Genomic DNA, 13,364 nt, shown 5'->3' on the forward strand with positions numbered 1-13,364 from the left:
TGACGTCCTGAGGGACGGCGGCCTAGAGGGTGCCGCCGAAGCCCACCGGGCGCGACTCGTCCTCGCCGATCTCCAGGAAGCCCAGCGATGCCACCGGCACCACCACCCGCCTGCCCTTCACATCGGTGATGGCGAAGACACCACGATCGGCCGCGAGGGCCTGCCTGATCTCCTCCTCGACCTGCTCGGCCGACAGGTCGGTCTCCACCACGAGCTCACGGTGCACCGAACGCACGCCGATCTTGACTTCCATCATGCTCCCTTTCAACGGGGCGGGGCCTCCCCCATCGTCGCCGCTCAGCGCGGGGAAAACCCAGCTGATCGCGCCCAGCGAACGCGTTAAGCCGTACGCGGAAAACCGCTGATGCCCCGCCAGGCGAGCCGCGCCATGAGCTGCTCGGCCGCGTCCTTGGGGATGGCGCCGTGCTTGGTCACCCAGTAGCGGGCGCTCACCTCGGCCATGCCCACCAGCCCGACACCGAGCAGGTGCGCCTCGTCGCTGGTGCAGCCGGTGTCCTCCTGGATCACCGCGCTGACCATCTCGGCGCATTCGTGCAGCGAGCGCTCCACGCGCTGCCGCACCGGCGCCACGTTGCGCAGGTCGGACTCGAAGACCAGCCGGAACGCCTCGCCCTGGGTGGAGACGAAGTCGAAGAACGCGCTGAACGTCGCCTGCACCCGCGACTTGTTCTCGGTCGTGGAGGCGAGGGCCTCCCTGCACCGGTTGACCATGTCGTCGACGTGCAGGTCCAGCAGCGCGAGGTAGAGCTCCAGCTTGCCGGGGAAGTGCTGGTAGAGCACCGGCTTGCTGACCCCCGCGCGGTCGGCGATCTCGTCCATGGCGGCCGCGTGATAGCCGTTCTCGACGAACACTTCCTGCGCCGCGCTGAGCAGTTGCCTGCGGCGGGCGAGTCGGGGCAGCCGGGTGCCCCGGGGCTTGGCGTCCGGGGTAGCGGTCACGCGGGTCTCCATGGGTGTTCGTGCCTGGTCTGCCGACATCCTACGTGGGGGGTGCCGCCGCCTCAGCGATAGTCGTCGTCGTCGTACTCGACCACGCGATCCTGCTCCACCGCGTCGGCCGGGTTGACCTCCAGGGGAAGCTCGCGGCGCATCTCCTCCTCCTCGCGCAGCTGGCGCTGCTGCTCGGCGGCGTCGGCCGCGGGAGTCTCGATCGGCAGCTCCGCGTCCTCGGCGAAGTTGTCGTCGTCTCCGCGTACGTCCATCTCGGACATGTCGGTCCCCCTCTTCGTGTGGACGGATTCAGACTACGCCTGGGTGAACAGGTCGCCATGCTCTTCCACTCTCGCCAGCACATCGGACGAGGTGAACACCAGGTCCTCAGGGCTCCGGCAACTCTCCACCTCCTGCCACAGCAGGGGCGTGGAAACCGTCGGCCGTTCCCTGGCGCGCAGCGAGTACGGCGCGACGGTGGTCTTGGCGGGGTTGTTCTGGCTCCAGTCGATGAAGACCCTGCCCGTCCGCAGCTTCTTCGCCATCACGCTGACGATCAGGCCGGGGTGCTCCTTGGCCAGGGCCTGGGCCAGCCGCTTGGCGTACGCCGACGGCTCCTCCCGGCAGTCCCAGGCGGCGTACAGCTGCATGCCCTTGCTGCCGCTGGTCTTCGGCCTGGCCTCCAGGCCGTCGGCCGCCAGCACCTCACGCAGCGCCAGGGCCACCTGGCAGCACTCCACGATCGTCGCGGGCGGCCCCGGGTCCAGGTCGAACACCAGCGTGTCCGGCGGCAGGGAGCTCCCGTCGTCGTCCACCCGCCACTGCGGCACGTGCAGCTCCAGCGCGGCCAGGTTCGCGTAGTAGACCAGCCCCGGCAGGTCCTCCAGGACGGCGAAGTCGATGGTCTCGCGGTCCTTGGTGCTGCCGGGCGCGGGCAGCCGGGCCCGGCGCACCCAGCCGGGGGTGTGCTCGGGGGCGTTCTTCTCGAAGAACGACATGCCGGCCACGCCGTCCGGGAAGCGCTTGACCGTCAGCGGCCGGCCCGCCACGTGCGGCAGCAGCACCGGGGCGATCCTGCTGTAGTAGTCGATGACCTCGGCCTTGGTGAAGCCGCACTCGGGATAGAGCACCTTGTCCAGGTTGCTCAGCGTCAGCTCCCGCCCGTCCACCCGCACCGGCACCTTGCTCGCCGCACTCATCGGGCCGTCACCTCCGCGGGCGGCTTGTCGGGCCGCAGGCCGCGCCACACGGGATGCCGCAATCTCAGCTCGTCGGTCCACATCGTGTACGCCACCTCCCCGACGAGATCGGGTCTAACCCATCGATTACGCCACGGGACCGGGTTGTGGAACGGGCTCCGCGGGATCTCCATCGGCCGGAGCAGCGCGTACAGCTCCGCCAGCGTCCCGTCGGTGAGTCCGGTGCCGACGTGTCCCACGTACGTCAGCCCGCGCGGGGTGAACACGCCCATGACCAGCGAGCCGATCCCGCCCGCGCGGCGGCCCTTGCCCGGCTTCCAGCCGCCGATCACCACCTCGGTGGTGCTCAGGTGCTTGACCTTGATCCAGGAGCGGGAGCGCACGCCCGGCTCGTAGGGCGAGTCGAGCAGCTTGGCGACCACGCCTTCGAGTCCCTGCTCGTGGGTGGCCGCCAGCAGGTCCGACCCGCCGGGGAAGGACGGGGGAGCGCCGATGTCCAGAGCGTCCAGCAGGGCCCGCCGGTCCCGGTACGGCAGGCCGAACAGCGGGGTGCCGTCCAGGACGAGCAGGTCGAAGGGCAGGTACGTGACGGGGAAGCGGTCCAGGACGAGCGGCTCGGGGTCGGTCATGTGCATGCGCCGCTGCAGGCGGACGAAGCTGGGGCGGCCGTGCGGACCGAGCGCGACCACCTCGCCGTCGATCACGGCCCCTTTCACCGCATGCGCCAGGATCTCGGGGTAACGGCGGGTGTAGTCGGCGCCGTGCCTCCCCGTTACCTTCGGTTCACCATCCGCGTACACGATGGCCCGGATGCCATCCCATTTGACCTCCAGGGCATACCGTTCGGGATCGGATGGTAATACCCCAGGTACGGCGAGCATGGGTTCGATGGGATATGGCATTGGTTGCACCATGACGGGTATGTGCCCCGTGGTGAGCCGCCCGCTACTGCTGAGGAGTTGCCCATGCGCAGCATCTGGAAAGGTGCGATCTCCTTCGGGCTGGTCACGATCCCGGTGAAGCTCTACTCGGCCACCGAGCAGAAGGACGTCAGCTTCCACCAGGTGCACCGCGACGACGGCGGCCGCATCCGCTACAAGAGGGTGTGCACGGTGGACGGCGAGGAGGTCCCCTACGCCGACATCGCCAAGGGCTACGAACTGGCCACCGGCGAGATGGTCGTGCTCACCGACGAGGACTTCGAGGGGCTGCCGCTGAGCACCTCGCGCCGCATCGACGTGCTGCAGTTCGCCCCCGCCGAGCAGATCGACCCCATCTACTTCGCCAAGTCCTACTACCTGGAGCCCGACGCCCAGGGAGCCAAGCCGTACGTGCTGCTGCGCAACGCGCTGGAGAGCTCCGGGCAGGTGGCGGTGGTCAAGGTGGCGCTGCGCCAGCGCGAGTCGCTGGCGACCCTGCGGGTGCGCGACGGGGTGTTCGTGCTGGAGACCATGCTCTGGCCGGACGAGATCCGCAAGCCGGACTTCGAGTTCCTGGACGAGGACATCGACGTGCGCGCGCAGGAGCTCAAGATGGCCGAGTCGCTGATCTCCACGATGGAGGCCGACTTCGACCCGACCGAGTACCACGACACCTACCGCGAGGCCCTGCAGGAAGTCATCGAGGCGAAGGTGGCGGGCAAGGAGGTCGTCGCGGCCCCGGAGACCGAGGAGGAGGGCGGCCCGGCCGTCGACCTCATGGCCGCGCTGCGGGCCAGCGTCGAGGCGGCCAAGCGCGAACGCGAGGGCGCTCCGGCCAAGCCCGAACGAGCCGCCTCGGGGTCCTCGGGGTCCTCAGGGTCCTCGGGCAAGGCGAAGGCCAAGGCCGGCAAGGGCGACAAGGGCGACAAGGGCGCGGAAGGCGAGAAGGCCCCCGCCAAGCGCAAGGCCCGCAAGTCGGCCTGACACCGTGACCGGCTGAGCGGGGCGTGCTCTCCGGCGTCGAACCCGTCCCGTACGGATGAACGACGTCGTTTCCTCGGATGCCGCTCGCGCCTCCCCAGGTGGTGTCCTGTGGGTTCGCGATCACCGAATAGGACATTACAGACAATTCAGGGTATTTCATTTCATAGACGTTGAATATAAGCAATAGCAATGCTAATGCATAGCAAAATGGCGAGATAGCTGTTTGCTCGCTCACAGCGCCGGGAATGACGCTTACCGGATGAGTGTTCCACAATCATCCGAGACCTTTCTTACGCAATGGGAAAGGTTGTGTACGGGGCAATCGAACCTTTAGGGGGAAAACGCAATGCCCAAGCTCAAGAGCGTTATCGCGGGCCTCGCCCTGAGCACCGCCGTGACCGGTGGTGTCGTGGTCGCGGGCGCGACCATGACCGCTACCAGCGCGAATGCCGCCACCCAGGTCAGCGCGGGCACGTCGGTCCTGACCGGCGGGCACTTCTGCGGCAGGCGCTGCCACCGCAAGCACCGGAACATCCGGATCATCGTCGAGAACTTCAACTTCAACCGGAACCCGCAGGAGCACCACCGTCACCACCGCGACTGGGACTGGGACCGTAACGGTGACTGACGCGGACAACCTCGCCGACCGTCACATGGCTTAGCCAATGGAGTGCGCCGTCGGGTGGTGATCAGCCGTCGTTGACGGTGAAATGATGAGCGCTCGTTCTCATTGACGGTCGTCGAGCCCTCTCGGGGGATACGGTTTCCGGTCTGTGGTGAATTTTGGGCTCTCGTGGACGGGCCGCGTCGGATGACGCGGCCCGTCCGATTTTATTTTCACGGATCTCCGCGGTGAACGTCGAAGGGCTCCGCCGGCAATGGCGCCGGCGGAGCCCTCTTCGCTGTTCTCGTCCGGGCCGGTTCCGGAGGTGGCTCATGCGGCGTTCGGAATCCGGCGAAGCGGCGATTCAGGCATTTGGTGTTCCGGGGAGTGGTGTATTCGGATGTTCTGGCGGCCCAGGTGAGCGGTATTCGGGGTTCTGGTGGTCCGGGGGAGAGTGGTATTCGGGCTTCGGCGGGCCCCGGCCGAGAGGCCCTTGCACCCTCGGAGCAGCTCCACCACCCCTATCGGACGCGCACACTCAAAGCGGCCCGCCAGGCGGTGGGCGGCCGGGGCGGTGCGATGACGGCAGGCCGGCGAAGGCGAGCACCGACGAGGACGTAGACGGCGGGGGTGAAAAGGCGGTGGGGACGCGTAAGGGCTCCGCCGGCGTCAGTGCCGGCGGAGCCCCGTATGTTCCCGCGGAGACGAGGGGAATCGAACCTCAGGACCGGCCACGCCCTAGGGCGTGAACCGTTTCCGAGGGCCTCGCATTCATCCTGGGCCGCAGAACTCCTCTGGGAAGGAGCCGGACGGCCGTGGATGAAAACAAGCACTCATCCCATCGCTACGAGACCGATTAGTCGCCGTCCCAGCGGTGGTGACGGTTGCGGCGCTCGTTGTCGTTGACGTTGAAGTTCCTCACCACGACGCACACCCTCTTGCTGCGGTATCCGCCCCAGTGGTGCCGGCCGCACCTCTTGCCGTGGTGGTGGTGGCCGAAGAAGCCGTGGTGGTGACCGAAGAAGTTACCGTCCCAGTCGTCGTTGGCGACGATGGGCGCGGCGGTCGGCGCGGCCACGGCGGCGGTCGCACCGCCGGCGACCAGGCCGCCGGTCAGCGCGGCGCCGGCGGCGAGGCCCGCGATAACACTCTTGAGCTTGGGCATTGCGTTTTCCCCCTAAAGGTTCGATTGCCCCGTTCTCGACGATTCCGGATGACTGCTACGAGTCGTCCGGTGAGTCATCCGGTGAATGTCATTTCCGGGCTTGTGATCCAGTAAACGAGAATCGTCCCATTTTGCGATGCATTAACAGTCTTATTGCTTGTCTTGTAGATCTATCGCGCGAAATGTGAAAAATGTCCGATTAGAGGCCAAGGAGGGCCGCCCCGGAAAAACGAGGTCCGGCCTACGTGATCCGCTCCCGAATCGCGCCGGAAAAGGGCACGCCGGAGCATGGCGTGTCGCGTAAAAGCGATATGCGGGCACGGGCGTCGCCCTTTCTCGCGCCCACTCCGTGAGGCGACGGCGAACGCGTGAACGGTCCATGACCGGCATTCGCCGGAGGGGCCGCTCGACGGTCCTCCTCCGGCGAATGTCCTCCCCGCGGCCGGTGTGCCTGTCATGCCACCGACCCGGATCTTCATCACGGTGAGTGTCGGAGAGGTCACCTTCGGTATCGCTGTTGTCATGGTTTCCTGTCGTGGCCGCCACAAACGACATCCGGCCGCCTTTTGTGCCGCTCCCGGCGCGTCGTGAGATCCATGGGCGCGAGGCCGTGGGCAGGTCCCGACATGGTGTTGGTATCTTTCCTACGGCGCGTCGGTAAGTCGCGGCGCTCAACCGTCCCCGTGAAATCCCCTTCTGCGAAGGAGTGCCATGTTCCTGGCCTGGCGCGAGCTGGTCTTCGCCCGCGCACGTTTCGGCCTGATGGGCGGGGTCGTCGCCCTCATCGCGACCCTGGTCGTGCTGCTGTCCGGCCTGTCCGCCGGGCTCGTCAACGACGGCGTCTCCGGGCTCCAGCGGTTGCCCGTCACCGCGTTCGCCTTCGCCGAGGGCACCAAGACCGATTCCGCCTTCTCCCGCAGCACCGTCAACGTGGACCGGGCCGAGGCGTGGCAGGGCCGCGACGACGTCGGCGACGCCGCGCCATTCGGCAACATGCTGGTCAACGCCAAGGCCACCACCGCGGGGGGCATCCAGGTGCCGATCGACCTGGCCCTGTTCGGCGTCGAACCCGGCTCCTTCCTCGCGCCCGAGGTCTCCGACGGCGCCGGGCTCGGTGACGCCGACGGGATCGTGGTCAGCCAGACCGTCCTGGACCTGGGCCTGGCCATCGGCGACACCGTCGTCATCGACCGCCTCGACACCCGGCTCAAGGTCGTCGGCACCACCGGCGACCAGCGCACCTTCGGCCATGTCGACGTGGCGTACCTGCCGTTGCGCTCCTGGCAGCAGGTGCACGCGGGCGCCGGGCCGGACGACGAGGTCCGGGAAGGGGCGTACGAGGAGGCCACGGCCATCGCGCTGCGCGGCCGGGACGGAAACGCGATCGACCTGGCCGGCGGCGACGCCGCGGCGGGCACCACGAGCATGACGCTCGAGGAGTCCTTCGGCGCCTCGCCCGGTTACACCGCCGAGACCGCCACGCTGACGCTCATCCAGGTGTTCCTCTACGCCATCTCCGCGCTCGTCGTCGGCACGTTCTTCACCGTGTGGACGATCCAGCGCAGGCACGAGCTCGCCGTCATCCGGGCCATGGGCGCCTCGACCGGCTACCTCATGCGGGACACGATGATCCAGGCGACCGTGATCCTGATCGTGTCCACCGCCGTGGGCTTCCTGATCGGAGTGGGCGGCGGCACGCTGCTCACCACCACGCCGATGCCGTTCGCGCTGGAGACGCCCCCGCTCGTCCTGGCCGCGCTGCTCCTCGTCGGCCTCGGCCTCGCCGGAGCCGCGGCGGCCGTGGGCCGCATCGTCCGCGTCGACCCGCTCGCAGCCCTGGGAGGGCAGAGATGACCACCACCAGCTCCACATCCCCCCGCCCGGACGCGCGCGAGCCGGCCGCCCAGGACCGCGGCGGCCTGAGGGTGGAGGGCGTCACCCTGAAGCTCGGCGACGGCGACGCCATGGTCACCGCCCTTGACGACGTGCACCTCGACGTGGCGCCGGGCGAGTTCGTCGCCGTGGTCGGGCCGTCCGGCTCCGGCAAGTCGAGCCTGCTCGCCGTCGCCGGGGCGCTCACCACGCCGGACAGCGGCCGGGTCCTGCTCGACGGCGTCGACATCTCCCGGGCCAAGGCCAGGGAGAAGGCGCGTCAACGCCGCGAACGGATCGGGTTCGTCTTCCAGTCCGGCAACCTCATCCCGGCCCTGACCTCGCTCGACCAGCTGCGCTTCGCGCTCGACGTGTCGGGCAGGCGAGCGGGCGACGGTCACGACCCCCGCGAGCTGCTCGAGCGGGTCGGCATGGGGCACCGCGCCGGGCACCGCCCGCACCAGCTCTCCGGCGGCGAGCGGCAGCGCGTCGGCATCGCCCGCGCCCTCGTCACCCGGCCGGCCGTGCTGCTCGTGGACGAGCCGACCGCCGCGCTCGACCGGGCACGCAGCGACGACATCGTCTCGCTGCTCGCGCACGAGACGCACGAGTCGTCCGTCGCGACCGTCATGGTCACCCACGATCACGACGTGCTCGGCCACTGCGACCGCGTCCTCACGATGGTGGATGGGAGACTGTCGGAGTAGACCGACCACGGCGGAGGAGGGCGGGTGCCACGCATTCGGGCGTCGACCGTGGCCGAGCACCGGGCGGCCCAGCACCGGGCGCTGCTGGACGCGGCCAGGGAGATCCTCGCGGAGACCGGCCGGCCGCCGACGCTGACCCGGGTCGCGGCGCGCGCCGGCCTGGCCCGGCCCAGCCTCTACCAGTACTTCCGGTCCTCGGAAGACCTGCTCAACGCGGTGGTGGAGGACGTCTTCCCCCGCTGGTCGGCGCGGGTCGCGGCGGCGATGGACGACGCCGGGTCCCCTGCCGACCGCGTGCTCGCCTACGTGCTGACCAACTTCGAGCTCATCACGGAGGGCGAGCACGCGCTGGCCACGGTCCTCGCGGAGGTCGTGCCGGGAGACACGGTCGCCGAGCAGAGCCGCGCGATGCACCGGCAGCTCCTGGAGCCGCTCGTGGAGGCGCTGGGCGACCTCGGCGTCCCAGCGGTGCCGGAGACGGCGGAGATGATCAACGCGATCGTGTTCGCCGGCTCCCGGCTGATCGAGTCCGGCACCGACCTGGAGACCACCTGGGAGTCCGCGCGGGCACTGCTGGAGCCGTTCGTGCGCGTCCGCGCCGAGACGGAGCCCTGAGTCGGGGACCCTCCCCGGCGTCGTGCGGCCCGGCCCGTTTGAAGATCGCTCGCCGCGCTCCCTATGGTGAGGACGGGAAGAGACGCACAGGAGATCGAGGAGGGGGCCATGGCAGAGCCGGTCGCGCACTGGCCGGGACGGATGATCGGGCCCGTGCACGTCAGGTCCACCCCCGAAGGCCCCGGCGAGCAGGCGGTCTTCGTGCACGGGCTGGCCGGTTCCGCGACGAACTGGACCGACCTGATGGACGAGCTCAAGGACGTCGTCACCGGCCACGCCATCGACCTGCCAGGAGCCGGGTGCTCGCCCGCCGCCCCCGACGGCGACTACAGCGTGCCCGCCCACGCCCGCGCCGTGATCGGCCTCCTGGAGCACACCGGCCCGGCCCACCTGTTCGGCAACTCGCTCGGCGGCGCGGTCTCCGTGCGGGTCGCCGCCACCCGCCCCGACCTGGTGCGTTCCCTCACCCTCGTCTCGCCCGCGCTGCCCGACCTGTATCCCCGGTACGGCCCGGTGCGCGTCGCGGCGGCCGCCACGCCCGTGCTGGGGGAGTGGGTCGCGTCCAGGCTCAAGCTGCTCCCCGCCGAGCAGCGGGTCAACGCCACGCTCCGGCTCGTCTGGGCGAACGCGCACGCCGTCCACCCGGTACGGCTGAGCGAGGCGGTCGAGGAGCTGCGCCGCCGCGACGACCTGCCGCACACGATCGCCGCCATGCTCGGCTCGGCCCGTGGCATCGTGACCGAGTACCTGCGGCGCGGCCCCGACGCGCTGTGGCGGCTGGCCACCCGCGTCGAGGCTCCCACACTGATCATCCACGGCAGGCACGACCGGCTGGTCAGGCCCGCCACGGCCCCGCGCGGTCCGCGCGTTCCCGCAGGTCAGGCTCGTGCTGCTGCCCGGTTGCGGGCACGTGGCGATGATGGAGCAGCCCCGGCTCGTCGCCGCGGAGGCACGCCGTCTGATGGGTGAGACGCGATTGGGGAATGCCCCACTGCCCGGCTAGGTTTCACAGGGAGATAAGTCCCCTGAAACGGGAGCGTAGAAAGTGTCGTTGCCACCGCTGGTCGAGCCGGCTGACGAGCTGACCGTTGACGAAGTGCGCCGCTACTCGCGCCACCTGATCATCCCCGACGTGGGGATGGCCGGGCAGAAGCGGCTGAAGAACGCCAAGGTGCTGTGTGTGGGCGCCGGCGGCCTCGGTTCGCCCGCGCTGCTGTATCTCGCCGCCGCGGGCGTCGGCACGCTCGGCGTCATCGACTTCGACGTCGTCGACGACTCCAACCTGCAGCGCCAGGTCATCCACGGCCAGTCGGACGTGGGCCGGCCCAAGGCCGAGAGCGCGGCCGAGTCCGTGCGCGAGATCAACCCGCTCATCGACGTCGTGGTCCACAACACCTCGCTGACCACCGAGAACGTCATGGAGATCTTCTCCCAGTACGACCTCATCCTCGACGGCACCGACAACTTCGCCACCCGCTACATGGTGAACGACGCCGCGGTGCTGCTGGGCAAGCCGTACGTGTGGGGCTCGATCTACCGCTTCGACGGCCAGGCCAGCGTGTTCTGGGCCGAGCAGGGCCCCTGCTACCGCTGCCTCTACCCGGAGCCCCCGCCTCCCGGCATGGTCCCCTCCTGCGCCGAGGGCGGCGTGCTCGGCGTGCTCTGCGCGTCGATCGGGTCCATCCAGGTGAACGAGGCCATCAAGCTGATCACCGGCATCGGCGAGCCGCTGGTGGGCCGGCTGATGATCTACGACGCCCTGGAGATGAAGTACCGCGACGTCAAGGTCCGCAAGGACCCCGAGTGCGTCCTGTGCGGCAAGAACCCGACGGTCACCGAGCTGCTGGAGGACTACGAGGCGTTCTGCGGCGCGCTGTCCGACGAGGCCAGCGAGGCGGTCACCGGCTCCACCATCACCGCCCGTGAGCTCAAGGCCATGCAGGACGCCGGCGACGACATCTACCTCGTCGACGTCCGCGAGCCCAACGAGTACGAGATCGTCAGCATCCCCGGCGCCACGCTGATCCCCAAGGGCGAGTTCCTCAACGGCTCGGCCCTGGAGAAGCTGCCGCAGGACAAGCGGATCGTGCTCCACTGCAAGTCGGGCGCCCGCTCCGCCGAGGCCCTGGCGGTCGTCAAGAACGCCGGGTTCGCCGACGCCGTGCACGTCGGCGGCGGCGTGCTGAGCTGGATCAAGACCGTGGACCCCAGCTTGCCGGAGTACTAGACCAAGGGTCCGGTTTATGCGGGTGGCGGCGGGTCGGCCGCATTAAGGTCGATCCCGTGGACAACGCTCGCCTCTGGCCCATCCTGACGGTGGCCTCCGCGCTGACCCTGGTCTGCGCGGTGGCCGCCGGGGTCGCGGCCAGCTCGGCGGGCTTCGAGCTCACCCGCGGCCCGACGGCCGCCGAGCTCAAGGCCGCCGCCCAGCGCGAGGTCGCCCAGCGCTGGCGCACCTGGGAGGCCGGGCGCGTCTTCCCGGCCACGCCGCCCTACTCGGCCGAGCAGGGCGGCCGGGAGCGGGCCCGCCGGCTGGGCATCTCGCCGCGCACCGGCTGCGCCGAAGCGGTCGACGCCGAGGCCGCCCCCGCGCTGGCCGATGCGGGGTGCCGGGCGGTGCTGCGCGCCACGTACATCGACGCCCTGCGCGGCGTGCTCGTCACCGTCGGCGTGGTGGCCCTGCCCGACGAGGCGCGCGCCGTCCGGGCCAAGGCCGTCTTCCCCGCCGGCGGCGCGCCGGTCCCCGGGCTGCGCCCGCTGGCCTTCCGCGGCACCGTGGCCGACCGGTTCACGCCCTCGGTGCGCCAGCAGGGCTCCGTACGTCAGTCCGGCCCGTACCTCGTGCTGACCACGGCCGGGCAGGTGGACGGGCGGCCCGCCCGCGCGGCCGAGCAGCGGCCGGCCGTCTTCGCCTTCGCGACCGAGATCTCCGAGAGGATCCTCGCCGACCTGAGCCGCCCCCGGATGCCCGACTGCGCCGCCGGGGAGTGGCAGTGCTGACCTCCCGCCTCCCCGCGAGAACCGGCTCGCCCGGCCGCTCAGGCGCCCCGTCCCGGCCGCGCGCCGGGGCCGCGGCGACCGGCCGCGGGCGCGCGTGGGCGCGGCGGGCGGGGGCGCTGGCCGTGGCCGGGGCGCTGGCGTTCGACGCGGGGCCGGCGCGGGCCGACGAGGTGCGCGGCGGGCAGGAGCGGGTGATCAGGACGCTCGACCTGCCCGCGGCCTGGCAGGTCAGCCGGGGCGCGGGCGTCACGGTGGCCGTGCTCGACTCCGGGGTCGACCCGGACCACCGCGACCTGGCCGGCTCCGTCACCGTGGGCAGGGACTTCACCGAGGGCGCCAACCCGCCGGGGGTGCCGCCCCGGCGGCTGCACGGCACGTACATGGCGTCCCTGATCGCCGGCCACGGACACGGCCCCGGCGGCGAGAAGGGGGTCATCGGCGTGGCCCCGGAGGCCCGGGTGCTGTCGGTACGGGTGATCCTGGAGGACGAGGAGCCCGGGTTCCGCACGTTCAACGTCGACCGCCGGTTCGAGGACGTGGTGGCCAGGGGCATCCGCTACGCGGTCGACCGGGGCGCCGACGTCATCAACCTGTCCATCTCGAAGGAGCTGGCCAGCAGGGAGGACCGGGCGGCGGTCCGGTACGCGATCGGCAAGGGCGTCGTGCTGGTCGCCGCCGCCGGCAACGAGGGCACCCGCCAGGTGGCGGGGGCGGCCCCGTACTCCTACCCCGCGGCCTTCCCCGGCGTGGTCGCGGTCGGCGCCGCCGACGCCGGGCTGCGGCGGGCGACGTTCTCCAACGGCAACTCCTCGGTGCTGGTGGCCGCGCCGGGAGTGGACATCATGGGCGCGGGGCCGGGCGACGAGTACTGGGTGGGGCGCGGCACGTCGCAGGCGACCGCGCTGGTCTCCGGCGTCGCCGCCCTCATAAAAGCGAAATATCCGAAAATGTCGCCGCCGTTGGTGGCCCGCGCCCTCGCCGCCGGCGCCACCGACAGCCCGCCCGGCGGCTACGACACCGGCACCGGCTTCGGCGTCGTCAACGCCGCCAGAGCGCTGGCCGAGGCGGCCAAGCTCGCCCGGCACACCGAGACCGCGCCCGCCCGGCAGGCGCACGACCCCGCCAGGCCGCTCGGCGGCGGCCACCCGGGCCCGGTCCGGGTCGTCCACCGCGACGAGCGGCGCATCGTGCTGCACGCCTCCATCGCGGCGGCGTCGGCGGGCGGCGCCATCGGCTCCCTCGTGGTCATCCTGACGTTGGTGAGACGGGTCCGGCGCGCGCACAATGACCAGGACGCATGATCCGTCCCGTTGAGGGGACGAATGACACAGAGCCGAGCTTTGGGAA

At 70.5% G+C, this 13,364-nt stretch carries 15 protein-coding genes; 9 read left to right on the top strand and 6 right to left on the bottom strand.

The window, feature by feature from the left end:
• Window positions 1-22 precede the first annotated feature (22 nt).
• The 5 genes from ACQEUU_RS31210 to ligD (ACQEUU_RS31230) form a co-directional block, all read right to left on the bottom strand.
• Window positions 23-253, bottom strand: coding sequence for a DUF3107 domain-containing protein (locus ACQEUU_RS31210; protein ID WP_433072673.1), 231 nt, complete (start codon window positions 251-253; stop codon window positions 23-25).
• A gap of 86 nt (window positions 254-339) precedes the next feature.
• Complete coding sequence (locus ACQEUU_RS31215; RefSeq protein ID WP_433072674.1) at window positions 340-960, bottom strand: TetR/AcrR family transcriptional regulator; 621 nt, start codon at window positions 958-960, stop codon at window positions 340-342.
• 62 nt (window positions 961-1,022) lie between these two features.
• Complete coding sequence (locus ACQEUU_RS31220; RefSeq protein ID WP_433072675.1) at window positions 1,023-1,232, bottom strand: hypothetical protein; 210 nt, start codon at window positions 1,230-1,232, stop codon at window positions 1,023-1,025.
• Between the two features lie 33 nt (window positions 1,233-1,265).
• Complete coding sequence (gene ligD / locus ACQEUU_RS31225; protein ID WP_433072676.1) at window positions 1,266-2,150, bottom strand: non-homologous end-joining DNA ligase; 885 nt, start codon at window positions 2,148-2,150, stop codon at window positions 1,266-1,268.
• The gene (gene ligD / locus ACQEUU_RS31230) at window positions 2,147-3,064 is read right to left on the bottom strand and encodes a non-homologous end-joining DNA ligase (protein WP_433072677.1); all 918 of its coding nucleotides are present in this window, start codon (window positions 3,062-3,064) and stop codon (window positions 2,147-2,149) included. Before ligD (ACQEUU_RS31230) ends, ligD (ACQEUU_RS31225) begins: the two co-directional genes overlap by 4 nt.
• A 51-nt stretch (window positions 3,065-3,115) precedes the next feature.
• Between ligD (ACQEUU_RS31230) and ACQEUU_RS31235 the strand changes: the two genes are divergently transcribed.
• Together ACQEUU_RS31235 and ACQEUU_RS31240 are read left to right on the top strand one after the other, a co-directional pair.
• A complete protein-coding gene (locus tag ACQEUU_RS31235) occupies window positions 3,116-4,054 on the top strand; it encodes a Ku protein (RefSeq protein WP_433072678.1) in 939 nt (312 codons plus the stop codon).
• Between the two features lie 346 nt (window positions 4,055-4,400).
• Window positions 4,401-4,682 carry a hypothetical protein gene (locus ACQEUU_RS31240; RefSeq protein WP_433072679.1) on the top strand — a complete coding sequence of 94 codons (282 nt, stop codon included), beginning with the start codon at window positions 4,401-4,403 and terminating at the stop codon, window positions 4,680-4,682.
• Between the two features lie 832 nt (window positions 4,683-5,514).
• On the opposite strand, the gene ACQEUU_RS31245 is transcribed toward ACQEUU_RS31240, so the two are convergent.
• Entirely contained in the window at window positions 5,515-5,823 is a 309-nt protein-coding gene (locus tag ACQEUU_RS31245) for a hypothetical protein (RefSeq protein ID WP_433072680.1), read from the bottom strand.
• Window positions 5,824-6,534: 711 nt separating this feature from the next.
• Here ACQEUU_RS31245 and ACQEUU_RS31250 point away from each other — a divergent pair.
• The 7 genes from ACQEUU_RS31250 (at window position 6,535) to ACQEUU_RS31280 (ending at window position 13,318) form a co-directional block, all read left to right on the top strand.
• Entirely contained in the window at window positions 6,535-7,677 is a 1,143-nt protein-coding gene (locus ACQEUU_RS31250; protein ID WP_433072681.1) for an ABC transporter permease, read from the top strand.
• The gene (locus tag ACQEUU_RS31255) at window positions 7,674-8,402 is read left to right on the top strand and encodes an ABC transporter ATP-binding protein (RefSeq protein ID WP_433072682.1); all 729 of its coding nucleotides are present in this window, start codon (window positions 7,674-7,676) and stop codon (window positions 8,400-8,402) included. The genes ACQEUU_RS31250 and ACQEUU_RS31255 overlap by 4 nt, the downstream gene beginning before the upstream one ends.
• Before the next feature lie 24 nt (window positions 8,403-8,426).
• A complete protein-coding gene (locus tag ACQEUU_RS31260) occupies window positions 8,427-9,017 on the top strand; it encodes a TetR/AcrR family transcriptional regulator (protein WP_433072683.1) in 591 nt (196 codons plus the stop codon).
• Window positions 9,018-9,125: 108 nt separating this feature from the next.
• On the top strand, window positions 9,126-9,986 hold the full coding sequence (locus tag ACQEUU_RS31265) for an alpha/beta fold hydrolase (RefSeq protein WP_433072684.1): 861 nt from the start codon (window positions 9,126-9,128) through the stop codon (window positions 9,984-9,986).
• Window positions 9,987-10,062: 76 nt separating this feature from the next.
• Entirely contained in the window at window positions 10,063-11,244 is a 1,182-nt protein-coding gene (gene moeZ / locus ACQEUU_RS31270) for an adenylyltransferase/sulfurtransferase MoeZ (protein ID WP_433072685.1), read from the top strand.
• Between the two features lie 56 nt (window positions 11,245-11,300).
• The gene (locus ACQEUU_RS31275; protein ID WP_433072686.1) at window positions 11,301-12,017 is read left to right on the top strand and encodes a hypothetical protein; all 717 of its coding nucleotides are present in this window, start codon (window positions 11,301-11,303) and stop codon (window positions 12,015-12,017) included.
• Window positions 12,011-13,318, top strand: a complete 1,308-nt coding sequence (locus ACQEUU_RS31280) for a S8 family peptidase (protein WP_433072687.1) — start codon at window positions 12,011-12,013, stop codon at window positions 13,316-13,318. The genes ACQEUU_RS31275 and ACQEUU_RS31280 overlap by 7 nt, the downstream gene beginning before the upstream one ends.
• The last annotated feature ends 46 nt before the right edge of the window (window positions 13,319-13,364 follow it).

The organism is Nonomuraea sp. CA-218870 (assembly GCF_050936535.1).
Lineage (GTDB): Bacteria > Actinomycetota > Actinomycetes > Streptosporangiales > Streptosporangiaceae > Nonomuraea > Nonomuraea corallina.